At 71.9% G+C, this 22,475-nt stretch carries 20 protein-coding genes; 16 read left to right on the forward strand and 4 right to left on the reverse strand.

The features are described 5' to 3' along the window. Positions 1-569: 569 nt before the first annotated feature. On the reverse strand, positions 570-1,580 hold the full coding sequence (locus AB0N04_RS18750) for a hypothetical protein (protein ID WP_360211530.1): 1,011 nt from the start codon (positions 1,578-1,580) through the stop codon (positions 570-572). Between the two features lie 672 nt (positions 1,581-2,252). Between AB0N04_RS18750 and AB0N04_RS18755 the strand changes: the two genes are divergently transcribed. From AB0N04_RS18755 to AB0N04_RS18765, 3 genes are all read left to right on the forward strand, one after another. After that, positions 2,253-2,624: a hypothetical protein gene (locus tag AB0N04_RS18755; protein ID WP_360211671.1), complete on the forward strand. Its 372-nt coding sequence runs from the start codon at positions 2,253-2,255 to the stop codon at positions 2,622-2,624. Next, positions 2,611-2,949, forward strand: a complete 339-nt coding sequence (locus tag AB0N04_RS18760; protein ID WP_360211528.1) for a hypothetical protein — start codon at positions 2,611-2,613, stop codon at positions 2,947-2,949. Before AB0N04_RS18755 ends, AB0N04_RS18760 begins: the two co-directional genes overlap by 14 nt. 281 nt (positions 2,950-3,230) lie before the next feature. After that, positions 3,231-3,608: an STAS domain-containing protein gene (locus tag AB0N04_RS18765; protein WP_360211526.1), complete on the forward strand. Its 378-nt coding sequence runs from the start codon at positions 3,231-3,233 to the stop codon at positions 3,606-3,608. 207 nt (positions 3,609-3,815) lie between these two features. Here the strand turns inward: AB0N04_RS18765 and AB0N04_RS18770 are convergent, their stop codons facing one another. Then, on the reverse strand, positions 3,816-4,601 hold the full coding sequence (locus AB0N04_RS18770) for a GntR family transcriptional regulator (RefSeq protein WP_360211524.1): 786 nt from the start codon (positions 4,599-4,601) through the stop codon (positions 3,816-3,818). A gap of 251 nt (positions 4,602-4,852) precedes the next feature. On the opposite strand from AB0N04_RS18770, the gene AB0N04_RS18775 reads away from it, so the two are divergent. The 5 genes from AB0N04_RS18775 (at position 4,853) to AB0N04_RS18795 (ending at position 8,523) form a co-directional block, all read left to right on the forward strand. Further along, positions 4,853-5,203, forward strand: a complete 351-nt coding sequence (locus AB0N04_RS18775; protein ID WP_360211522.1) for a hypothetical protein — start codon at positions 4,853-4,855, stop codon at positions 5,201-5,203. Continuing rightward, the gene (locus tag AB0N04_RS18780) at positions 5,203-5,409 is read left to right on the forward strand and encodes a hypothetical protein (protein ID WP_360211520.1); all 207 of its coding nucleotides are present in this window, start codon (positions 5,203-5,205) and stop codon (positions 5,407-5,409) included. Before AB0N04_RS18775 ends, AB0N04_RS18780 begins: the two co-directional genes overlap by 1 nt. Before the next feature lie 38 nt (positions 5,410-5,447). Beyond that, the gene (locus AB0N04_RS18785; protein WP_360211665.1) at positions 5,448-6,710 is read left to right on the forward strand and encodes an FtsK/SpoIIIE domain-containing protein; all 1,263 of its coding nucleotides are present in this window, start codon (positions 5,448-5,450) and stop codon (positions 6,708-6,710) included. Further along, entirely contained in the window at positions 6,710-6,910 is a 201-nt protein-coding gene (locus tag AB0N04_RS18790; protein WP_360211518.1) for a hypothetical protein, read from the forward strand. The genes AB0N04_RS18785 and AB0N04_RS18790 overlap by 1 nt, the downstream gene beginning before the upstream one ends. A gap of 158 nt (positions 6,911-7,068) precedes the next feature. After that, entirely contained in the window at positions 7,069-8,523 is a 1,455-nt protein-coding gene (locus AB0N04_RS18795) for a replication initiator (protein WP_360211516.1), read from the forward strand. Between the two features lie 227 nt (positions 8,524-8,750). Here AB0N04_RS18795 and AB0N04_RS18800 read toward each other — a convergent pair whose 3' ends face one another. Then, a complete protein-coding gene (locus tag AB0N04_RS18800) occupies positions 8,751-10,364 on the reverse strand; it encodes a recombinase family protein (RefSeq protein WP_360211663.1) in 1,614 nt (537 codons plus the stop codon). Between the two features lie 337 nt (positions 10,365-10,701). Between AB0N04_RS18800 and AB0N04_RS18805 the strand changes: the two genes are divergently transcribed. The 5 genes from AB0N04_RS18805 (at position 10,702) to obgE (ending at position 17,901) form a co-directional block, all read left to right on the forward strand. After that, entirely contained in the window at positions 10,702-11,463 is a 762-nt protein-coding gene (locus tag AB0N04_RS18805) for a TIGR03936 family radical SAM-associated protein (RefSeq protein WP_360211514.1), read from the forward strand. Between the two features lie 431 nt (positions 11,464-11,894). Next, complete coding sequence (locus tag AB0N04_RS18810; protein WP_360211512.1) at positions 11,895-15,506, forward strand: Rne/Rng family ribonuclease; 3,612 nt, start codon at positions 11,895-11,897, stop codon at positions 15,504-15,506. Between the two features lie 228 nt (positions 15,507-15,734). After that, positions 15,735-16,052: a 50S ribosomal protein L21 gene (rplU, locus tag AB0N04_RS18815; RefSeq protein ID WP_188307842.1), complete on the forward strand. Its 318-nt coding sequence runs from the start codon at positions 15,735-15,737 to the stop codon at positions 16,050-16,052. 14 nt (positions 16,053-16,066) lie between these two features. Continuing rightward, positions 16,067-16,324 (forward strand): 50S ribosomal protein L27, encoded by a 258-nt coding sequence (gene rpmA / locus AB0N04_RS18820; RefSeq protein WP_360211510.1) that lies wholly within the window; start codon positions 16,067-16,069, stop codon positions 16,322-16,324. Between the two features lie 101 nt (positions 16,325-16,425). Next, positions 16,426-17,901, forward strand: a complete 1,476-nt coding sequence (obgE, locus tag AB0N04_RS18825; RefSeq protein WP_360211508.1) for a GTPase ObgE — start codon at positions 16,426-16,428, stop codon at positions 17,899-17,901. Positions 17,902-17,978: 77 nt separating this feature from the next. On the opposite strand, the gene AB0N04_RS18830 is transcribed toward obgE, so the two are convergent. Then, complete coding sequence (locus AB0N04_RS18830; RefSeq protein WP_360221825.1) at positions 17,979-18,809, reverse strand: hypothetical protein; 831 nt, start codon at positions 18,807-18,809, stop codon at positions 17,979-17,981. Positions 18,810-19,114: 305 nt separating this feature from the next. Here AB0N04_RS18830 and proB point away from each other — a divergent pair, with 305 nt between their 5' ends. From proB to AB0N04_RS18845, 3 genes are all read left to right on the forward strand, one after another. Further along, a complete protein-coding gene (proB, locus tag AB0N04_RS18835; RefSeq protein ID WP_360221823.1) occupies positions 19,115-20,251 on the forward strand; it encodes a glutamate 5-kinase in 1,137 nt (378 codons plus the stop codon). 169 nt (positions 20,252-20,420) lie between these two features. Then, the gene (locus AB0N04_RS18840; RefSeq protein ID WP_360221820.1) at positions 20,421-20,945 is read left to right on the forward strand and encodes a hypothetical protein; all 525 of its coding nucleotides are present in this window, start codon (positions 20,421-20,423) and stop codon (positions 20,943-20,945) included. 170 nt (positions 20,946-21,115) lie between these two features. Next, positions 21,116-22,438 (forward strand): glutamate-5-semialdehyde dehydrogenase, encoded by a 1,323-nt coding sequence (locus AB0N04_RS18845; protein ID WP_360221817.1) that lies wholly within the window; start codon positions 21,116-21,118, stop codon positions 22,436-22,438. The last annotated feature ends 37 nt before the right edge of the window (positions 22,439-22,475 follow it).

The following is a 22,475-nucleotide window of genomic DNA, read 5'->3' on the forward strand; positions in this document are numbered from 1 at the left end:
CGCGTGGCCGGTTGGGGGAGGCTTTGGGCGGTGTCCTTGCCGGGTTGGGGTCGGGCATGGTCGGGGGGCCGTAAGCTGTTGCGACTCGGTCAGGGCTTTTGGGCCTGACCGCAATGTGGCCGAGTGGCCCCCCGTCCTTGCCCGACGCGGGCCCCGACGTGGCAAGGTGCGTAAAGCCTCCATCGGCCGGTCACCCCAGCCACCCCGGCGGTGGCCAGGTCCCCTATGCCGCTGCTGGGTTGAAGGGCCAGCAGTGTAGTGGTTCTTACGAGGCCGATGCTCAGTTGACTCGGCTTTGTCGGGGCATGGCCAGCCATCGTGATCGATAGGCGCGGAAAGGGCCGTCAAGGCCCAGGTCCGGCGGCAGCCGGACTTCCGCGACTGGCGCAGTAGTCCCGACCCCGTTCCGACGACCCGGCTGCGTGGAAGCCTAGCCCGGGCGGCGGCAGCGGCATGGGCAGCCAGTCAGCCGGGGGCGAGCGGCGGATAGTTGCGATGGGATCGGATGAAGAGTAGTGGCCGCGATGTCTGCCAGATCGGTATACGTGCACCCAACAGAGAGTCAGATACTACGTGGCACTCGGTGTGACTGGGTCCGCTTCGGGCGCTCCCGAGGTGAAGGGACCGGAATAGCCCTGTGGGGAGACCAAGCGCTCGATGATGGCCAGGACCTCAGTGATGCTAATTTCGTCAAGGCTCGCAGTCTCGGTGTGCCCCTTGTAGGGCATGAGTTCCCTGTCGACTTGAGTCGTTGCGCCGCGGGCGCGCACGGCTTGCCTAATTGAATTCTCCACAATAGAGGCAGTCAAGCCGATTTTGAATGGCCATCGCCCCTTTTCCTTATCGAATCCCTGGCGCGCGTGCTCCTGAAGTCGATTATTCAGCTTGTTGGTTTTGCCCCATTTTAGGAATCGGATATTGTTGTTGACGACGAGATAAATGTGCGCTGGCTCCGTCTGTTTGAAGCCGGTGACCGCACAGCTCGTGCATCCGCCCTGCCCACCATTGCGGACGTCGTTGAGTCGCGGTCCAGGGCGGATCTCCGTCTGGCACACCAGGCAGGTGCACGGCCAGTGGAGATCCGTGCTGCCGGGGTAGGGGACATCCGGCCTGAGCTTTGCCTGCAGCATGCTTTCGATAGCCTCAACCTCACTCAGGCGACGGGAATCAGCCTGCCGGGCGCGGCCGCATGGCTCGCAGACGTGACCGAGCCTCTTTATGGCGCTGTAGGTCGTCTTTTTTCCTGTGTGGCCGCATCTGCCACATTGAAGTGGCCACGGGTCGTCCGCTCCCGTGTATGGAGCAAGGGGGATAAGGTCATTGGCTTTGGCGAAGATGGCAGCTTGCTCGGCATCACCCCAATTGCTGTCACCGATCCGGTTGCGTTTGCACTGCTTATCACATAATCCCACCCCTTCACGCATGGCGTTCGTGTACGTTGGATGAACGAGGGCTCCACACTTGAGGCAAATGCACTCGATTCCCTCCCGATTGTTCTCGTAATCCCCGACGACGATGACACCCTTTGCCTCTAAGGCACGCACCACGTCGGCCAGAGGCAGGCGCAGGGCCTCCTTCATCTTTTCTCGTCCGCACGGCCCACATGGGCCCTGGCGCTTGGCGTTGCTCAACGTGGGTGAGCCTGGTTGCTTGCACGTTTGGCAGATGCCAGGCCACGGGGTGTCGACTGTTCCGGGGTATGGAACGGTCGGGTCCATCCCATAGCTGATCATCCGACGCCGTGCGACCTCGGCGCTGAGCCGTGCTACCACTCTGCACTCCCTGCTGCTTGGTCGGTCCACCGTATTGGTGGCTACTGACAAAACGCAGCAAGTGTCAACATGCTGACTTGATAGGAAAGAACGGGGCCGCTTGCGTCCGGTTTTGAGCAGGCTGTGTCTTGCGGGCGGGCCAGGCGCCCGGCCGGGACCGGCCGGCAGGCCGCAGCCCGGCCGAGGCGGCTGGGCCCGCCCGGCGGCGCGGAGGCGCCGCCGCTTGAGTAAGTGAAGGCAAGTTGCGACAGTGTCGTGTCCGAGCGCCCACACCTGGGGTGTATTAGACAGGTGTCTTAAGAGCCGGTGGGTAGTGAGATCGGGAGCCCACGGTTTGGGCAACGAGTTGAGAGCCGCCTGGGCTGAGGGTGCGACACACCGCGCTCGGAGTAATGTCGTCGACTGCTCCGGTTCGCCGCGACAGGCTGTGGTCCTTGATTACGGTCATGTCAGGGGGTCGGGGTGGCTTTGCTATGCGAGGTGCTTTTCGAGAAGACCCGGCGGGCGCCCCAGCAGGACCCGACAGTCTCGGGTCGGCGGCTGGCTCTGCGGTTCAAAGTGAGCCAGGCGCAGCGCTCGCCGGTGCTGAGGACGCGCAAGAAGCCGGAGCAGCGGGGGTCGGTGTTGGAGCCGGTGAAGGTCTGGATCGACGAGATGCTGTGGACCGATCTGGAGGTGCCGCGCAAGCAGCGGCACACGATCGAGCGGATCAAAGCCCGACTGGCGGTCACCGATGCCCGGCTCTGCGCGGCCATTGTCGACAGGCTGACCTTCCACTTCATCCTGATCGAGACCGGCACCGAGTCCTTCTGTCTCCAGGCTGCCGAGGCCGAGCACCATGGCACCCGCTGACGCGCCGCTTGGCCGGGCCGGCGTCCGCACGCTCGCCACGGTCGAGGCCGTCGCCGCCCGCCTCGCTGCCCTGCCCGGTCTGCTGACCGCCGAGGAGCTGGGAAGCCTGGCGGCCCTCGAATGGGTCGCTGGCCACCGCTCCTTCGGCCCCGTCAGCGGCTTCGACACGATGGAGCGCCCGAACGACGCCATCATCAGGGCCGAGGAACGGGCCGCGCGCCGGAAAAGTACCCACGAGGACCGCGACGGCAGCGTCCGCCGCTTCGCCGCCGGCGTCGCCAGCGCGCTCGCCTGGGTCCTCGGCGAAACCGACGAACAGCCCTGAGGCGGAGCAGGGACATCGCGCTGGCCGTGCCCTGAGTCGGGGCCGCTCGTTGAACCGGACACCTGTCGGCGCAGGACGGAGGCGCACGGGTTCACATTCCCCCGGGCCCGTGCGCCGCCGGGCCGCGCCGACAGGCTGGGCAGCGGGATTTGCCCGGTGCGCTGGCGCGGTGTTGCCGGGTTGAGCGGCTGGCTCCGGCAGGCCGGCCCGGGTGGAAAACGCCGCCGTGAAAGCGGGAGGATCGAAGGCGGACAGCCTCCCAGCCGGAAGGGAGCCCGCTCATGTACGCCCGGCACGCTCCCCGCCTGCGGATCACGACCTCAGGCACTCCCGAGACCGCCCTCGTCCTGCACCTGGACGGGCAGGTCGACCAGGGCGAGCACGTTCTTCTGGACGCTGGCCTCGCCCGCGCGGTCAAGGAGCGCCCGCCCCGGCTGGTCATCGATCTTGCGGGCCTGACCTTCTGCGACTCCACCGGCCTCAACGCCCTGCTCAGGACCCGCCTGGAGGCCCTCGCCACCGGCGTCGAGCTGGTCCTCGCCAGCCCTCCGCCTCAGGTCAAACGCCTGCTGGAGCTCACCGGAACCGACGGGGTCTTCACCATCCGCGACGACGTCCCAGCCGCTCTCACCGGCCCCATCACCCCCGACCGCGGGTGAAGAACGCCGGTCGACCGCCACCAAAATGCAGGCGGACCCCCGAGGGTGGTGTCTGCCAGGGACCTCGCCTGGACAGTCCCTCCTCGGCACGAACCGGGCAACCTGGCTCTTGATCTCGCTGCCGGAATGGCTCTCGTCAACTTGTCGAGAACACCTGGGGGGCTTTGCCGCCGTCAGCGCTCATGTTGGATCCTGGATCGATCGCAATTAGCGAGTGATCTTGGGGCGGGTGGCGCGCTTGGGCTTGGTGGCCTCGATGTCATAGGTCACGGCGCTGGTCTCGGCGCCGAGCCTGGTCTCTTCGAGTAGCAGCGGCAGACCCGACGGTCGGTCGTAGGTGACACGGTGGACGACCAGCAGGACGGCGGCCTCGGACAGGTGGAGGGCTTCCCGTTCGTCGGGCTGGGGGATGCGGGCGCTGACCCGCTCGCGCCAGGTGGGTTCGTGCCCGGCGGCGGCGAGCGTCGCGTAGGCCTCGGCCGGTGCCACTCCGGGCTCTTTAGCCAGGGGGGTGCCCGTGATGCGCTCCATCGGGAGCAACAGGCGGTGAAGGGCGCGGCCATTGCCGGCAGGGTCGGTGATCAGGCGGTCGCATGCGAACATCGCCTCGCCCTCGTCCATGTCCAGAAGTGGCGCCGTGATCGCGTCGGTGCGGGTGCGGTAGACGGTCGGCTCCTCGCCGTGGCCGAACCACGCGTCGACAGGCGTCTCGTACTGACTGCCCCGGAGGGTGACGGTGCGCTCCATGGTGTCAGCGGGGCCGTGGACGGTGGGGCGGACGAAGGTGCCTCGTCCCTGCTTGACGTCCAACTGACCTTCACCGCGTAGGGCGGCGACGGCGAGCCTGACGGTTGGTCGGGAGACGCCGTACTTCTCGGCGAGATCGGTCTCCGTGGGCAGCTGCGTGCCAGGGGGCCATTCGCCGGCGGCGATCGCCTGTCGCATCGCCGCCGCTACCTGCTTGTGCAGTGCCTCGTTCCGGATGATCGCCATCGTGTCGAACCCCTTGGTGCGGGCGCCGGGGAAGGCCCGCTTCGCGCGTGTCGTGTGGTTATCGAGTCGTTATCTGTGATCGTTTGCCCAGCTCGGGCCGCATGTGCATGTCTGTCATCAGTCGCTAGCCGTTAAACGTAAGCATGAATCGCTTGCGCCGGGGCGTCAAGGCGGCGCATCATTTAAGCGCAAAGGTAAGTACGTTTGACGACCGACGTTAAACGGCCTTTGCGTCATTGGAGTGTGCGCTCATGCAGTCCATTCCCGTGGACGGAACCCGGCTCGGCACGATGACCTGCATCGTCGCCCCCGAGGTGCGGATCGCCAACCGCGAGACCGGTGAAGTCCGTAAGGACCGTGAGGGGCAGACCGTCTACACGGTCGGTGTCGCGGTGCGGCAGGACGGCCGGCGGGCCTCGATCATCGAGATCAGCGTGTCCGGCGAACCGGTCGGCGTCGTGGAGGGCGTGCGGGTGCACGTCACCGGCCTGACCGCCTTCTCCTGGGCGATGGGGGACCGGCACGGCCTGTCCTTCCGCGCCGACGCCATCACCCCCGTCCCCGCCCCGGCGTCGGCCTCGCGCAAGGGTGGTGACGCCTGATGAGCACCGTCACCCGCGCCCGGCTCCGTCGTCTCCTGTGCGAACTCGGCGACCTGGCCGACGAGGTCAACCCGTTCGCCGCCGACAGCAGCGGCGCCCAGCTCTTCGACCACATCGCCACCCTCGCCGACAAGGCCGCCGGCCAGGCCCGCGACCTGGAGACCGAAGCCCACAACACCGCCATGGAGAACGGGGAGCGGCCGTGATCCTCGCCCAACTCCTGTGGGTGGCGCTGCTCGCCACGGTGCTCATCCTCATCGCGACCGCTCCCGGGCTGCGGCGCTCCTACCCCTACATCTGGTGGTGCCTACTCGGCTACCCCGTCACCGTGATCAGGGTCCGGCTCACCTGGCGGCGGCTGACCACGAACCTCGGCCTCGCCGTCGCCAAGCGCCCCAGTCGGGCCCTGCTCGGTGACCTGGTGGTGCGGGGTGATCCCCTCAAGCCGGTCCCGCCCCGCCTCGGCGCGCCGAAGCTGCGGCGCGGCGGCCTGGACGTGGCGGTGCGGATGCACCCGGGGCAGGTCCCGGACCACTTCCTGTCCGCCGTGGAAGCACTCACGCACGCCTGGCGGGTCCACGCCGTCCGGCTGTTCTCCGACGAGCGCGGATTCGTCACCCTCTCCGCGCTGGCCTGGGACCCGCTGCGGGCGCCCGTCGTGCCGTACCAGCTGAAACAGCGCGCGCTGCGGGCGGTGGTCGGGCTGCTGGAGGACGGCCGCGCGTGGGTGATCGACTTCCGGCGCACCCCGCACTGGCTGATCGTCGGCGCCACCCGCTCCGGCAAGTCCACCCTCATCGCCTCCCTGGTGAAGGAACTCGCCCCGCAACGCGTCGCCCTGTTCGGCATCGACCTCAAGGGCGGCATGGAACTCTCGCTCTTCGAGGACCGGCTCTCGGCCCTGGCCTCCACCCGGGCCGAGGCTGCGAGGCTCCTGGCCGAACTCGTCGCCGAGACGGAAGCACGCATGCAGTTGTGCCGCTCGGTCGGTGCCCGCTCGATCTGGGACCTGCCCGCCAAGCTCCGGGTGCTGCCCGTCGTCCTCATCGTCGACGAGGTCGCCGAGCTGTACCTGATGGCCACGCGGGAGGACAAGGCGGAAGTCGGGGAGATCTCCACCAACCTCCTGCGCCTGGCCCAGCTCGGCGCCGCCCTCGGGATTCACCTGGTGATCGCCGGTCAGCGGGTCGGCTCCGACCTCGGCCCCGGCGTCACCGCGCTGCGGGCGCAGCTGGCCGGCCGGATCTGCCACCGGGTCAGCGACGCGGGAACGGCGGAGATGGCGCTCGGCGACCTCAACAAGGACGCCCTCGCCGCAGCGCAGCGCATCACGCTCGCCGAACAGGGCGTCGCCATCACCGCGGACACCGACGGCCAGTGGCTCCGGGCCCGCTCGATCCACGTCGCCCCCGACCAGGCCCGCCGCGTCGCGGGCAAGTACGCCCGTCTCGCCCCCACCTGGCCCGGCCTGCACGTCGACGAGCCGAGTGAAGGGGTCTACCTCTGATGGGCAACGGCCCGGCCCTCGTCCTGATCGCCTTCCTCGCCCTGGCCACCTTCCTCCTGGTGCGCTCCGGCGAAATCAAGGCCTGGCACGTCGCCCTCGTCGGCGTCCTCGCCATCTACCTCGACCGCATCGGCTGGACCGACCCGATCGTCTACGCCGTGACCTGGATCGTCCAAGGCCTCACCCACACCACCACCTGAAAGCGAGTGATCACCGTGCCAGCCAGCCCAGCCCCCACCGGCGGACCGACCCCGATCCGCCGGACCCCCTCCACCCGCCCCCACGCCACCCCCGGCCGCGCCACACACAGTTTGGCCCGGCCGGGGCCCGGCAACCCCTGGCCCTGGAGACACCCCCCATGACCGCCCCCAACCCGTACACCGACCCCACCGCACGCCGCGCCTACCTCTCCCGGGAGGCGCGGCTGCGCCAACTACCCTCCATAGACCGGGACTTGGTCCGCCTCGGTGAGATGCCGGACCTGAACCGCTGGATCGAACAGATCCGCGCCACCGGCGGCTGCGCGGAACCGGTCTACCTCACCGGACACACCACCACCCTGGACGCCGACACCGGTGAAGTCCTGCGGCACTACTCGACCGCCACCGAACCCGGCGGCCGGCTCGCCGTCCGCTGCCGCAACCGCCGCGCCACCCGGTGCCCGTCCTGCTCGCGCGAGCACAGCGGCGACACCTTCCACCTGGTCCGCTCCGGCCTCACCGGCGGCAAAGGCGTCCCGGAGACGGTGCGCACGCACCCGCGGCTGTTCGTCACCCTCACCGCGCCCTCGTTCGGCCCGGTCCACCGCGCCGGCGAATGCCACCGGGCCCGGCGCCGGCGCTGCGAACACGGAGGCCGGCACGGCTGCGGCCGGACCCACTCCGACACGGACCCGCTCATCGGACAGCCGCTCTGCGCGGACTGCTACGACTACCCGGGCCACGTCCTGTGGAACGCGATGGCCCCGGCGTTGTGGAAGGCCTTCCGGGACAACCTGTACCACCACGTCGCCACTCGGGCCGGCGTCGGCCGCACGGCCGTCCGCAAGCTGATCCGGGTCTCGGCCGCGAAGGTCGCCGAGTACCAGAAGCGCGGCGCGGTCCACTTCCACGCCGTCGTCCGCTTCGACGGACCCACGGGACCCACCGACCCGCCCCCGCCCTGGGCAACCGCAGACCTCCTCATGGACACGGTGCGCTCCGCGGCTGCCGCCGTCGCCCTGCCGCGCCCCGAATCGGCCGCATTCGGCGACGGACGGCTCCGCTTCGGTACCCAGCTCGACGCCCACCCCCTCACCGGCGGCGACGGCGCACGCCTCACCGACGACGCGGTAGCCGCCTACGTCGCCAAGTACACGAGCAAGAGCGTGGAAGCGGCCGGCGCCGTCGACCGCCGCATCGAATCCATCGACGAGATACGAGCCCTGCACGTCACCCCACATATCCGGGCCCTCATCGCCACCGCCTGGCGCCTCGGCGAACTGCCCGAACTACGCCACCTGCGCCTTCGCACCTGGGCCCACATGCTCGGCTACAGGGGCCACTGCCTCACCAAAACCCACGTCTACTCCACCACCTACGGCCAACTCCGAGCCGACCGCACCGAACACGCCCGCACCCTCGCCGGCGCCCCCGCCCTGTACATCGACTGGGACACCGACACCACCACCGAATCCGCCTGGCGCTTCGCCGGAACCGGCCACACCCCCGCCGAAGCACTCATCGCCGCCGGCATCGCCGAAGACCTCGCCACCAACCGGGAGATGGCCCGTGAAGAGGCGAGATGCTCCGGCGCTAATAGGGAGGCGCTGTGATCACCCGTCCTGGCGCGCGAGATGCGACGCCCACTGTCGTCGGTCCTGCCGAGTGGGCAGAGCCGTTGAGACGGACTCAGTGGCAGGCCATCAAGAGCGAGATCGTCATCGTCGACGAGGACGGGAACGAGGAGCCATACGACCCGGCCAAGCACTGACGACGACAGGCCCCGACACTGCTGCCGGGGCCTGTCGCATGCCGTTCGGCCTTCGGGCCGGCTGTTGCGTCAGAGCTTGCTTGCGAAGTCGTCTTCCTTGACGATCAGCCGGTCGCGGTAGTCCTTGGGGATCATGAGGCGCAGCTTGATCGCGGGGGCCCGCTGACCCTTGACCTTGGTTCGGGTGACTTCACAGCGGATACCCACCCTCACGAGGTCTGCGGCCATGGCCTCGGTGCCGCCTTCCTCCCACTGCTGCCGGAACGTCTTTCCGTTGGCCACGTTCACCCACCGGTCTTCGGTGGTCTCGGGGTCGATCTCTCCGAGTTCGGTGATCAGCTTGTCCAGCGTCTCCTCCGCCTGCTCGCGTGTGAACCGGGTCTTGGCGTACCGGCCGCCGGGCTCCAGCTCCTTCATGTAGTAGGCGATGGACTCCTCAAGCTGCGCCACATGGGCACGAGCCTCGGCGCCCCGTGCGTACTCGCGCACCTGCACCGGCTCGTCACCAAGGACGGACAGCACGTCGAGGACGAGCTTGGCGTTGATCACATCGGGGTTGGGAGCGCCAGGTCCCCCACCGCGGCAGCCCTGGCAGCGCAGGTACTCGTACACCCGACCGTTGACGCGGCTCCGCTGTTCCACCATGTGCGTCTTGCAGTCGGCGCAGATGAAGACTCCGAGGAACTTCGTGGCGCCACCGGGCCGGCGTTGAGGCTGGTTCTTGCTGCGCTTGTCGAGATCCGCTTGGAGCTCGTTGAACTCCTCGTCGGCGAAAATGGCCTCCGCGACCCTGATGGGCTTCCCGGCCTTGTCCAGGACGAGCTTGGACCGGCGAGCGCCGCCCTTCTTCTCCTCTTCTACGCGGTAGCCCATCAAGGCAGGGTTGCGGAGCTGGCGCAGGAGGGTCGAAACCGTGAGGCCGTCGCTGCCGAGGCCCGCGCGCTTCAGCAGCTTGACCATGCGGGTCGCGGAGACGCCTCGACGAGCCATGCGTCGGCACCAGTGCAGGGCCTTGTGGGCGTCGGCCTCAATAACAAGGACGACGTTCCCGTTCTCGTCCTCGGCGGTGGTGTACCCGAAGGCCGGCTTGCCGACCAGCCAGGCGGACTGCGTCTTCGCGTAGTCCCAGAGGCTCGCGACGCGCGTGCTCGTGTTGGTGGCCTCGATCTCCGCGATGCCGCCGATCAGTGTGACCAGGATCTTCCCGACGACCGTGGTCAGGTCGATCGAGTCGTGCCTGGAGACCAGGTTCTTCCCGTACTTCAACGCCCAGTCGATCATCGTGTTCAGGTCGGACAGACGGCGGATGAACCGGTCGAGCTTCCAGAACAGCAACACGTCGAACTCCGGCGCCCGGTTGTTCAGCCAGTCGCCCAGCTGCTTGCGCTTCCACGGGGGCACTTTCGTGGCGGACACGTTGAGGTCGCTGGCGACGCCGACCACGCGGCAGCCCCGGTTCAGCGCCTCACGGCGGAGGTCGAGCTCCTGGCGGACGGGGGAGGTGGTGTCTTCCGTGAGCACGGACAGCCGGACCGACAGCAGAGCTCGGGGCGCCTCTGCCGGAAGGGCGGCCTCGGCTCTCTTCAGGTCCTCCAGCAGTGCCAGATCTGAGGCGGTCCACTCAGCTTCGACCGTGTACATCTTCTGCTGCGCGGCACGGGCCGTGCGGCTGCGCTTCGCCATGTCGGAGACCCCCCTCGACGGTTTTGGACGTGTCTCCATATAGCCCCAGATGCAGACGGAGATCCAGATCGGCCCGACCGGCAAGAAGCTGCTGCCGCTGAGCGTCGTCAACAAGTAGTCCCCGGGTCCGACGACCCCCGGCCGGAACGCTCCGGCCGGGGGTCGTCGGCGTACGGCTGACCAGGGGCGGAGCGAGGGGGGCGGCGGGGCGCGTACCCTTTGAGGTGACAGAGTCCGGACCGTGGCGGCAGTTCGCCGCGCCGGACGGGGACAACTGACTAAGGACTGAGCGACCCTGGCACGCCGTACGCCCGACGGTCCGCCGCCCGCGCCGACGGTGCAGCGGATCCGTCTCCGCTACACCAAGCGCGGCCGGCTCCGCTTCACCAGCCACCGCGACTTCCAGCGCGCCTTCGAGCGCGCCCTTCGCCGGTCCGCCGTGCCGATGGCCTATTCGGCCGGCTTCACCCCGCACCCGAAGGTCTCCTACGCCAACGCGGCCCCGACCGGGGTGGCGAGCGAGGCGGAGTACCTGGAGATCGGTCTGGCCGCCCTGCGCGACCCCGAGGAGCTGCGGGCGCAGCTGGACGAGTCGCTGCCGCCCGGCCTGGACGTGATCGACGCGGTCGAGGTGCGGACGCCGAACTTCGTGGAGCGCCTGGAGGCCTCCGAGTGGCTGGTCCGGCTGGACGGCGTCGAGCCGGACGAGGCGGCCGGCGCGGTCAAGGCGTTCCTGGCCGAGGAGCGGGTCGAGGTCGAACGCACGACCAAGAACGGCGTGCGGGTCTTCGACGCGCGCGGCGCCGTGGCGGCGCTGGACCTCGTCCCGCCGCAGGTCGACGGCGGTGCGGACACGGCCGCCGGAGCGGACCACGATGTTCGGACCGGCCGTCCCTGTGCGATACTGCGGCTGGTAGTACGACACGCCACACCCGCCGTACGACCCGACGACGTATTGTCCGGTCTCCGTGCGACGGCCGACCTGGCGCCGCCGGTCCCCGCAGAGGTGACCAGGCTGGCGCAGGGGCCGCTCGACGAGGAGACCGGCACGGTGACCGACCCGCTGGCGCTCGACCGCGCCGCGGCCCCGGCCGGCTGACGGCCGCCGGGGTGCGCGGGGCCGCGTCCGCCTGACGGGCGGAGGCCGGGCCCAGTGCCTCACTGGGCCCGACGGTCCTCCAGGTTCCCGCGGCTCCCCAGGGGAGCGAGCGTCGTCGCAGCACAGGCCGGCCACCTGCGGCCCGCCGACCAGGACGGTCGGTGGGCCCGGGAACCCCGTCCGGGAGCCACCCGGGGTTGGGGGACGGCGCAGCTTGGGAAAACCTCAGAAGACTGGTCAGACCAGAAGACTTTCGACACCCCGCCGAGGGCGGGGCGCCGAGCGAGACTACGAGCCCCTGTGCGGCCTCGCGTCCGCGCGGCGGCACCGTGAATGGGTCCGGCCCGAGCATCGTCGCGATGCCGGCCGGCCGCCCGTGCCGTGCCGTGCCCGGATGCGGAGCCCGGGGGCCTGACGGGAGATCCACCCGCATGCTCGATAACACCGATCCGCAGCAGACCGCGGCCACGGAACAGAACGAAACCGCCCCGACCGGCGGCGAGGGCGCGTCCGCGGCGCCGCCGCGCCGCCGCCGTCGCGCGGTGTCCCGCCCCGCGGGGACCCCGCAGGGTGCGGCCACCGAGGCCGCCGAGACGGTCGTCCCGGCCGAGGCGCCCGCCGCCGAGGCCGCGGCGGCCGAGGCCGCTCCGGCCGCCGAGCCGGTGGCCGAGAAGCCCGTCCGGGCCCGTCGCACCCGCAAGCGTGCCGAGGCCCCCGCAGGGACCCCGGAGGCGGCCGAGGCCGTCGCCGCCGAGCCGACCGCGGCGAAGGCGGCCAAGGCGGCCGAGAAGGCCGTCGAGGAGCCCGCCGAGGCCGCTCCGGCCGCCGAGCCGGTGGCCGAGAAGCCCGTCCGGGCCCGTCGCACCCGCAAGCGTGCCGAGGCCCCCGCCGGTACGCCGGCCGCCGCCGAGACCCCGGCCGAGGAGCCCGTCGCCGCCCCGGCGCAGGCCGAGGAGCCCGCCGCCGAGGCCGAGGAGGCCCCTGCGGCTCCGGCCCGCCGGGCCCGTCGCCGCCGCGTGGTCGAGGCCGCGCCGGTCGTCGAGGCGCCGGTCGAGGAGCCCGCCGCCGAGGAGCCCGCCGCCGAGGAGCCCGTCGAGGAGGAGTCGGTCGAGGAGGCCGCGGCCGTCGAGCCCGAGCCCGAGCCCGCCCCGGCGCCGGTCGCCGAGCCGACCGGCCGGGTGCGCCGCCGTGCCGTCCGCCCGTCCACCGCGATCTTCCAGGCCCCGGTGTTCCAGGAGCCGGCCCCGTACGTCGCGCAGCCCGCGGCCCAGCCGCAGCAGCCGGCCGCCGCCGCCCCGGCCCAGGCCGAGGAGCCGGCCGTCGCCGAGCGCGAGGAGGACGAGTTCGAGTACAGCGGCGTCGGCCGCCGCCGTCGCGTGCGCACCTCGGTGCGGGTGCAGCCGCCGGCCCGCTCCAAGGGCGGGCGGGCCGTGAAGGCCGCCGAGCGCGCCGCCGAGAAGGCCGAGCGGGCCGAGCGCGCCGCGGAGAAGGCCGCCGAGAAGGCCGCCGAGGCTCCGGTCGAGACGCCGGCCGTCGAGGCGCCCGTCGTCGAGGCCCCCGTCGCCGGTCCGGAGACCGAGGGCGACTGGGAGGAGGACGGCCGTCCGTCGCGCCGTCGCCGCCGGGGTGGCCGCCGCCGTCGCCGCGGCGAGTCCGAGGACTTCGAGAACGAGGCCCTCGAGACCGAGCAGCCCGCCGCCGAGGAGCCGGCCGAGGCCGCCGACGAGGAGGGCGACGAGGACGACGACCTGGCCGCCGGCCTGTCCTCCTCCCGCCGCCGTCGCCGCCGTCGCCGCCGCAGCGGCGAGGCCGGTGCCGTCGAGACCGCCGAGACCACCGAGGACGGCGTCCGCACGGTCGTGAAGGTGCGCGAGCCGCGCCGCCGCTCCACCGAGCCGTCCTTCGACCCGGACGAGGTGCAGTCCATCAAGGGCTCGACCCGTCTGGAGGCCAAGAAGCAGCGCCGCCGCGAGGGCCGCGAGCTGGGCCGCCGCCGGGTGCCGATCATCACCGAGGCCGAGTTCCTGGCCCGCCGGGAGTCCGTCGAGCGCGTCATGGTGGTGCGCCAGAACGGCCAGCGGACCCAGATCGGCGTCCTCGAGGACGGCGTGCTGGTCGAGCACTACGTGAACAAGGAGCAGGCCACCTCGTACGTCGGCAACGTCTACCTGGGCAAGGTCCAGAACGTGCTGCCGTCGATGGAGGCCGCGTTCGTCGACATCGGCAAGGGCCGCAACGCGGTGCTGTACGCCGGTGAGGTCAACTTCGGCGCGCTGGGCGGCCACGGCGGCCCGCGCCGGATCGAGTCGGTGCTGAAGTCCGGCCAGTCCGTGCTGGTGCAGGTCTCCAAGGACCCGATCGGCCACAAGGGCGCCCGCCTGACCAGCCAGATCTCGCTGCCCGGCCGCTACCTGGTGTACGTGCCCGAGGGCTCGATGACCGGCATCTCGCGCAAGTTGCCCGAGAACGAGCGCGCCCGCCTGAAGCAGATCCTCAAGAAGATCGTCCCGGACGACGCGGGCGTCATCGTGCGCACCGCCGCCGAGGGCGCCTCCGAGGAGGAGCTGACCCGCGACGTCCAGCGACTGCAGCAGCAGTGGGAGGACATCCAGAAGAGGGCCGCGACCGGCAACGCCCCCGCTCTGCTGTACGGCGAGCCGGACATGACCGTCCGGGTCGTCCGCGACATCTTCAACGAGGACTTCACCAAGGTCATCGTCTCCGGCGACGAGGCGTGGAACACCATCCACGACTACGTCTCCAACGTGGCCCCGGACCTCGCCGAGCGGCTCCAGCGGTGGACCTCCGAGGTGGACGTGTTCGCCACCTACCGGATCGACGAGCAGCTGATGAAGGCGCTGGACCGCAAGGTCTGGCTGCCCAGCGGCGGGTCGCTGGTGATCGACCGCACCGAGGCGATGGTCGTCATCGACGTCAACACCGGGAAGTTCGTCGGCCAGGGCGGCAACCTGGAGGAGACGGTCACCCGGAACAACATCGAGGCGGCCGAGGAGATCGTGCGCCAGCTGCGGCTGCGCGACCTCGGCGGCATCATCGTGATCGACTTCATCGACATGGTGCTGGAGTCCAACCGCGACCTGGTGCTGCGCCGCCTGCTGGAGTGCCTGGGCCGGGACCGGACCAAGCACCAGGTGGCCGAGGTCACCTCGCTGGGCCTGGTCCAGATGACCCGCAAGCGGGTCGGCCAGGGCCTGCTGGAGTCCTTCTCCGAGCCGTGCGTGCACTGCAACGGCCGCGGCGTGATCGTCCACATGGAGCAGCCGAGCACCCACGTCCACACCCCGGCCGCGCCGGCCGTCGAGCCGGCCGCGGGCAGCGGCAAGCGCCGCCGCCGGGGCAAGGGCGGGGCGGCCCACGAGGAGCCGCAGGCCGTCGAGGCCGCCGTGACCGAGGCCGAGGTCGAGGCCGATGCCGAGCTCGCGGTCGAGCCGGTGCGCGAGGAGATCGAGGGCCAGCTGGCCCTGGAGGTCCCGGGCACCGAGGAGTCGGCCGAGGCCCCGGCGGCCCAGCCGGACCTGGTCGAGATCCCGGCCGTCACGGCGGCCCCGGCCGGCCGCACCCGCCGCCGCGCGGTGCGCAAGGCGACGGCTCCGGCCGGTACGCCGGGCGGTGCCGAGATCGTGGTGCTGCAGGCGCGGGCCGACGCGGCGCTGGAGGCGGCCCTGGAGGCCGCCGCCCCGGCCGCCGAGCCCGTCGAGGCCCCCGCGGCCGAGACCCCCGCCGCCGAGGAGCCGCAGGCCGTCGAGGTCGCGGAGACCGAGGCCGGGGCCGTCGCGGAGACGGAGGCCGTCGAGGCCCCCGCCGCGGAGGCCGCGGTCGAGGGGTCCGCGGTCGAGGAGTCCGCGGAGGAGGCGCCGGCGCCCAAGAAGCGGGCCGCCCGCAAGACCGCCGCGAAGAAGACCGCCGCCAAGAAGACGACCGCGGCGGCCAAGAAGACCACCGCCCGCAAGACCGCCACCAAGCGGACGAGCGCGGCGGCCAAGAAGGCCGCGGCGGCCGAAGGTGATACGGCCGCCGAGTAGTGCCCCGGCCCGGGGCGGGACCCTTCCCGCCCCGGGCCGTACGGGCCGGTTTGCCCCCCGGGCGGGCGGTCCGTATTCTTGACCCTCGGCGTGTCTACGCCACGCTCCCGAGCACATCACCTTCCCGAGGTGACCGCGTCCGCGCGGTTCCGAGGGGAGAGGCCTCTGTGTCCGTACCCAGGTGGCTGGCGTCGGGAGTTCCGACCGAGCAAGGAAAGCAGGTACCGCATGTACGCGATCGTTCGCGCAGGCGGCCGCCAGCACAAGGTCGCCGTCGGCGACGTGCTGGAGATCGACCGTATCGAGGCCAAGCCGGGTGACTCGGTCGAGCTCTCGACCATCCTGGTCGTCGACGGCGAGGCCGTCACCTCCGACCCGTGGGTCCTCGCCGGCGTGAAGGCCCACGCCGAGGTGGTCGACCAGACCAAGGGTGACAAGATCGTCATCCTGCGCTACAAGAACAAGACCGGCTACCGCCGTCGCCAGGGTCACCGTCAGAAGCACACCGCGGTGCGCATCACCAGCATCGACTCGGTCAGCAAGTAAGGGGATAGCCGAAAATGGCACACAAGAAGGGCGCAAGCTCTACCCGTAACGGCCGTGACTCGAACGCCCAGCGCCTCGGCGTGAAGCGCTTCGGCGGCCAGGTCGTCTCCGCCGGCGAGATCCTCGTCCGCCAGCGCGGCACCCACTTCCACCCGGGTGCGGGCGTCGGCCGTGGCGGCGACGACACGCTGTTCGCGCTGACCGCCGGTGCGGTGCAGTTCGGCACCCGTCGCGGCCGCAAGGTCGTCAACATCGTGGCCTCCGAGGCCTGAGTCACACCAGACTCACAATGAAGGGTGGGCCGGAATGTTCCGGTCCACCCTTCATGCTTTACGCAGGTAGAAGCAGACTCATCCGTACTGGAGGCACACCCATGACCACCTTCGTGGACCGCGTCGAACTTCACGTCGCCGCGGGTAACGGGGGCCACGGCTGCGCCTCCGTGCACCGCGAGAAGTTCAAGCCGCTCGGCGGCCCGGACGGCGGCAACGGCGGGGAGGGCGGCAGCGTCATCCTCACCGTGGACGCTCAGATCACCACCCTGCTCGAGTACCACCACTCGCCCAAGCGCAAGGCCACCAACGGCAAGCCCGGCGCGGGCGGCAACCGCACCGGCGCGGACGGCGAGGACCTCGTCCTGCTGGTGCCGGACGGCACCGTGGTGCTGGACCGCAGCGGCAACGTGCTCGCCGACCTGGTCGGCCACGGCACCAGCTTCGTCGCCGCCCAGGGCGGCCGCGGCGGCCTCGGCAACGCCGCGCTCGCCTCGGCCCGCCGCAAGGCGCCCGGCTTCGCGCTGCTCGGCGAGCCCGGCGAGGCCCGTGACATCGTCATGGAGCTCAAGTCCGTCGCCGACGTGGCCCTGGTGGGGTACCCGAGCGCCGGCAAGTCCTCGCTGATCTCGGTGCTCTCCGCCGCCAAGCCGAAGATCGCGGACTACCCGTTCACCACCCTGATCCCCAACCTGGGCGTGGTCACCGCCGGCGACACGGTCTACACCATCGCCGACGTGCCCGGCCTGATCCCCGGCGCCAGCCAGGGCCGCGGGCTCGGCCTGGAGTTCCTGCGGCACGTCGAGCGCTGCTCGGTGCTGGTGCACGTGCTGGACTGCGCCACCCTGGAGCCGGGCCGCGACCCGCTGACCGACCTGGAGACCATCGAGGCCGAGCTGGCCCAGTACGGCGGTCTCGAGGACCGGCCGCGCCTGGTCGCGCTCAACAAGGTGGACGTGCCGGACGGCCAGGACATCGCCGACCTCACCCGGGCGTCCCTGGAGGAGCGCGGCTACCGCGTCTTCGAGGTCTCCGCGGCCTCCCGCAAGGGCCTGCGCGAGCTGAGCTTCGCGCTGGCCCAGATCGTCGCCGAGGCGCGGGCCGCCAAGCCCGTCGAGGAGTCGACCCGGATCGTGCTGCGGCCCGTCGCCGTGGACGACGCCGGCTTCACCATCACCGAGGAGGACGGCGCCTACCGCATCCGCGGCAGCAAGCCGGAGCGCTGGGTCCGCCAGACCGACTTCTCCAACGACGAGGCCGTCGGCTACCTGGCGGACCGGCTGGCCCGCCTCGGCGTCGAGGACCGGCTCTGGAAGGTCGGCGCCCACGAGGGCGACACCGTCATCATCGGCCCGGACGACAACGCCGTGGTCTTCGACTGGGAGCCGACCATGGCCGCCGGCGCCGAGATGCTCGGCCGCCGCGGCGAGGACCACCGCTTCGAGAACCCGCGCCCGGCCGTCGACCGCCGCCGCGAGAAGCAGAAGGGCCGGGACGCGGCCGAGGCCGAGTTCCTCGCCTTCGAGGCGCTCTCCAGCGGCCGCCAGGCCGCCATCGAGGGCGACGACGAGGACTGAGTCCGCGCAGCCGCGAGCGGCCCCCGCCACCCGTCCGGGTGGCGGGGGCCGCTCGCGTGTTCAGCGCCGGCGGGACGTCACTTCGTCCAGGCCGCCTGGACCTTGGTGATGTCGGTCGAGTCGCCGTAGCCGACCATCGCCGGGACGCCGCCGGCCGGGAAGCTGACGATGTCGCAGCCCTTGAACTCGACGCCCTTGGTGGCACCCGAGAAGCTCGGGGTGGTGCACTTGGCCACGGGGGTGGAGCCGGTCGGGTTGGCGAAGCTGGCGGTGCCGCCCGAGGCGTCGTAGACCTTGAACTTGGAGTTGGGCGCCGCGAAGGTCAGCTTGGAGTCCCCGAGGTTCTTCATCGTCCAGCTGACGTAGTAGATCGCCCGGCCGTCCAGGCCCGTGGTGGGGGCCTTGGCGTCCTGGAAGTCCTTGAGCGAGCCGGGGGTCACGCCGGTGACGGTGATCTCCAGCTTGGCCGCGGCGTTGAAGGTCTTGTCGGCGAAGTCGACGGTGGCGGGCTGGCCGAACTTCACCGCGGTGCCGGCCTGCGGCAGCTTGCCGCCGCCCGCGCCGCCGCCGGTGGCCGCGCCACCGGTCGCGCCGGCCGTGGCCGCCCCGCCCGTGGCCGCCCCGCCCGTGGCACCGGCGGTGGCCGCCCCGCCCGTGGCCGCGCCGCCGGTCGCGCCGGTCGGGGCCGCGGTCGAGCCGCCGGCCGCGCCGCCCGTGGCGGCACCCCCGGTCGCGGCACCGCCGGTGGCCGCGCCGCCGGTCGCCGCGCCGGTCTGGGCCGGGGCCGCGCCCGTGGCGCCGCCCGTCCCCGCCGGGGTGTCCGCGTTGTCCGGGCCGCAGGCCGCGAGCGACAGCGCGGTGGCCGCCGCCAGGGCGGCGACGGTGAGCTTGGTGGTGTACGTACGCATGGTGCGCTTTCCTGGGCGCGCGACCGCGAACCGTTGCCGGCCTGCCCATTGCGGTGCCGCCCGATGACACGAGAGTCGAAGACGAATGGGTTCAGCGGGCAAGAAGCCGTCCCCCGATCTGGCTTGCGGTCAGGGACCATACCAGCCATCCGGATTGTCGGCCGCGCTGTGGCGAGGCCGTGACCGGGACGGGTCCAGCCGGTGAAACAACCGGAGGGCGACCTGTGCGGATCGCGTAGATTTCGGGGGCGACGGCCGGGCCCGGCCCGCCGCACCAGCACCACACCGGAAGGGCGTACAGCGAGATGAGCGAGGACTCACTGCGGCAGGAGGTGCTGACCGCGCGGCGGATCGTCGTCAAGGTCGGCTCCTCCTCACTCACCACGGCGGCCGGCGGCCTGGACGCCGACCGGGTCGACGCCCTGGTGGACGCGCTGGCCAAGGTGCGGGCCCGCCCGGACGCGCCCGAGGTGGTCCTCGTCTCCTCCGGCGCCATCGCCGCCGGGCTCGCGCCGCTCGGCCTCGACAAGCGCCCCAAGGACCTCGCCCGCCAGCAGGCCGCCGCCAGCGTCGGTCAGGGCCTGCTGGTCGCCCGTTACACCGCCTCCTTCGCCCGCTACGGCATCCGGGTCGGCCAGGTCCTGCTCACCGCCGAGGACGCCAGCCGGCGCGCCCACTACCGCAACGCCTACCGCACCCTCGACCAGCTGCTCGCGATGGGCGCGATGCCGGTCGTCAACGAGAACGACACCGTCGCCACCGCCGAAATCAAGTTCGGCGACAACGACCGGCTCGCGGCCCTGGTCGCCCACCTCGTCCGGGCCGACCTGCTGGTGCTGCTCTCCGACGTCGACGGGCTCTACGACGGCGACCCCTCCCGGCCCGGCACCAGCCGGATCGACCGGGTGAGCGGCCCGCACGACCTCGACGGCATCGAGATCGGCAGCGCGGGCAAGGCGGGCGTCGGCACCGGCGGCATGGTCACCAAGGTCGAGGCGGCCCGGATCGCCACCGGAGCGGGCATCCCGGTGGTGCTCACCGCCGCCAGCCACGCCGCCGACGCGCTGGCCGGCCGGCCCACCGGCACCCTGTTCCTGCGCACCGGCAGCCGCACCTCCGACCGGATGCTCTGGCTCGCCCACGCGAGCAGCCCGCGCGGGGCCCTGCACCTGGACGCGGGCGCCGTCACGGCGGTCGTCTCGGGCGGCGCCTCCCTGCTGCCGGCCGGGGTCACCAAGGTCGACGGGGAGTTCGCCGCGGGTGATCCGGTGGACCTTCTTGCCGAAAACGGCCACATCGTGGCTCGTGGACTGGTCAACTTTGATGCGAGGGAGTTGCCCCGCCTGCTCGGCCGGTCCACCCGCGACCTGGCCCAGGAGTTCGGCGCCGCGTACGAGCGCGAGGTCGTCCACCGCGACGACCTGGTCGTTCTGCGCGGCTGACCGGCCCACGCGCCGGCACCGGCCGGCCGGCGGAGCGCGGTCGGCGGGCCGCTCCGCAGGGGGAGCGGCCCGGCCGCGGGCGAGGAGGGGTGCAGCCGGACCGGTCGGCCGAGGGCCGGCGGGACCGGTGCGGGGGGACGACACGACATCGCCGAACAGGAGGCCGCCGGTGGAACGCAGGCGCGAGACGGCGCTGACCGCGGGGACCGCGGGCCGGCGGCTCACCAGCATCGACGGCGGACGCGGGGACGCCCCCGCGCAGCCGGCCGGTCCGCCGCCGCAGGGGCCCCGAGGGGTGCGCAGGCCGCCGGCGCAGCGCGCCGACGAGGGGGAGCCGCCCACCGTGCCGGAGCAGGCCCGGCTCTGGCACGTGGTGCTGAGCGTGTCCGGGCAGGTGACCCCGCTGTCCTCGCTGCGGGCCTCGCTGGAGCGGCTGGCGCACGACCACTCGTTCTTCCTGACCGCGCGCTACGCCGCCGACCACGCGGAGATCCGGTACTGGGAGCAGGCCCGGGACCTGCACGACGCGGCGGCGATCGCGCTGCGGCTGTGGGGCGAGCACAAGCTCACCGCCAACCTGCCGCCGTGGGAGATCGTCGGCCTGGAGGTGGTCGACCGGGCGACGTACCACAAGCGGGTGGCGGAGGGCTTCGGCGACCCGTCGCCGCACCTGGGGGGCGTGCACCCGTACTGAGCGCCGGGCGGGCGGCGGGTGCGGTGGGTCCGGGCGCGGTGCGTCCGGGCGGGGTGATCGCGCGGCCCGGCCGGTGCGCGCGGGCCGGCTGCGGCGGGGTGCGTCCGGCCCGGCGTTCGGATGGCGAAACGGCGGACCGGCACGGCCGGCGCAGTCGCTACCCTGGGCGCATGACCAGCGACCTCGCCACCGCCGACAGCCCCGTCCTCGCCGTAGCGCGCCGAGCCCGGGAGGCCGCCGCCGCGATCGCCCCGCTGCCGCGCCGGGCGAAGGACGCCGCGCTGCTGGCGATCGCGGACGCGCTGGTGGCCCGCAGCGCCGAGATCACCGCGGCCAACGCCGAGGACGTGGCCCGGGCCCGTGAGGCCGGCACCGCCGAGTCGGTGATCGACCGGCTGAGCCTCGACCACGAGCGGATCGCCGCGATCGCCGCCGACGTGCGCCAGGTCGTCGGCCTGCCCGACCCGGTTGGCGAGGTGCTGCGCGGCTACACGCTGCCCAACGGCCTGGACGTGCGCCAGGTACGGGTGCCGCTCGGCGTGGTCGGCATCATCTACGAGGCCCGGCCGAACGTGACCGTGGACGCCGCGGCCCTCTGCCTCAAGTCCGGCAACGCCGTACTGCTGCGCGGCTCGGCCTCCGCCTACCGCTCCAACACCGCGCTGGTCGCCGTCCTGCGGGACGCCGTCGCCGCCGCCGGACTGCCCGCCGACGCCGTCCAGCTGGTGCCGGGAGAGAGCCGCGAGTCCGTCCAGGAGCTGATGCGCGCCCGGGGCCTCGTCGACGTGCTCATCCCGCGCGGCGGCGCCTCGCTGATCCGCGCCGTGGTCGAGGGCTCGACCGTCCCCGTGATCGAGACCGGCACCGGCAACTGCCACGTCTACGTGGACGCGCGGACCGACCTGGCGATGGCCGTCGGCATCCTGCTGAACTCCAAGGCGCAGCGGGTCAGCGTCTGCAACTCCGCCGAGACGCTGCTGGTCCACCAGGACGTCGCGGACGCCTTCCTGCCGCTCGCGCTGGCCGCCCTCGCCGAGGCCGGGGTCACCGTGCACGGCGACGACGCGGTGCTCAAGGCCGCCGAGGGCACCGGCGTCACCGCGGTGCCCGCCACCGACGAGGACTGGGGCACCGAGTACCTCTCCTACGACCTGGCGGCGGCCGTGGTGCCCTCGCTGGACGCCGCGGTGGAGCACATCCGCCGCTGGTCCTCCGGCCACACCGAGGCCATCGTCACCACCTCGCAGGCCGCCGCCCGGCGGTTCACCCAGCTGGTCGACTCGACCACCGTCGCCGTCAACGCCTCCACCCGCTTCACCGACGGCGGTGAGTTCGGCTTCGGCGCGGAGATCGGGATCTCCACCCAGAAGCTGCACGCCCGCGGCCCGATGGGCCTGCCGGAGCTGACCAGCACCAAGTACATCGTCACTGGTGACGGGCACGTGCGGGGCGAGGCGACGCAGACCGTCGGCGGGGCCGCGGACGCCGGCTGACCCGGCCCGGAGCGCCCCGCGTCACACGGGCGACGGA

It is taken from the genome of Kitasatospora sp. NPDC051702, from assembly GCF_040681575.1.
GTDB lineage: Bacteria > Actinomycetota > Actinomycetes > Streptomycetales > Streptomycetaceae > Kitasatospora.

Coding starts and splice junctions, on each gene's coding strand:
- AB0N04_RS18765 (WP_360211526.1), top strand. CDS start 3,231: ATGTACGCCCGGCACGCTCCCCGCCTGCGGATCACGACCTCAGGCACT.
- AB0N04_RS18770 (WP_360211524.1), bottom strand. CDS start 4,601: ATGGCGATCATCCGGAACGAGGCACTGCACAAGCAGGTAGCGGCGGCG.
- rplU (WP_188307842.1), top strand. CDS start 15,735: ATGTACGCGATCGTTCGCGCAGGCGGCCGCCAGCACAAGGTCGCCGTC.
- AB0N04_RS18795 (WP_360211516.1), top strand. CDS start 7,069: ATGACCGCCCCCAACCCGTACACCGACCCCACCGCACGCCGCGCCTAC.
- AB0N04_RS18800 (WP_360211663.1), bottom strand. CDS start 10,364: ATGGCGAAGCGCAGCCGCACGGCCCGTGCCGCGCAGCAGAAGATGTAC.
- AB0N04_RS18760 (WP_360211528.1), top strand. CDS start 2,611: ATGGCACCCGCTGACGCGCCGCTTGGCCGGGCCGGCGTCCGCACGCTC.
- AB0N04_RS18750 (WP_360211530.1), bottom strand. CDS start 1,580: ATGAAGGAGGCCCTGCGCCTGCCTCTGGCCGACGTGGTGCGTGCCTTA.
- AB0N04_RS18780 (WP_360211520.1), top strand. CDS start 5,203: ATGAGCACCGTCACCCGCGCCCGGCTCCGTCGTCTCCTGTGCGAACTC.
- AB0N04_RS18790 (WP_360211518.1), top strand. CDS start 6,710: ATGGGCAACGGCCCGGCCCTCGTCCTGATCGCCTTCCTCGCCCTGGCC.
- proB (WP_360221823.1), top strand. CDS start 19,115: ATGAGCGAGGACTCACTGCGGCAGGAGGTGCTGACCGCGCGGCGGATC.
- obgE (WP_360211508.1), top strand. CDS start 16,426: ATGACCACCTTCGTGGACCGCGTCGAACTTCACGTCGCCGCGGGTAAC.
- AB0N04_RS18845 (WP_360221817.1), top strand. CDS start 21,116: ATGACCAGCGACCTCGCCACCGCCGACAGCCCCGTCCTCGCCGTAGCG.
- rpmA (WP_360211510.1), top strand. CDS start 16,067: ATGGCACACAAGAAGGGCGCAAGCTCTACCCGTAACGGCCGTGACTCG.
- AB0N04_RS18830 (WP_360221825.1), bottom strand. CDS start 18,809: ATGCGTACGTACACCACCAAGCTCACCGTCGCCGCCCTGGCGGCGGCC.
- AB0N04_RS18775 (WP_360211522.1), top strand. CDS start 4,853: ATGCAGTCCATTCCCGTGGACGGAACCCGGCTCGGCACGATGACCTGC.
- AB0N04_RS18810 (WP_360211512.1), top strand. CDS start 11,895: ATGCTCGATAACACCGATCCGCAGCAGACCGCGGCCACGGAACAGAAC.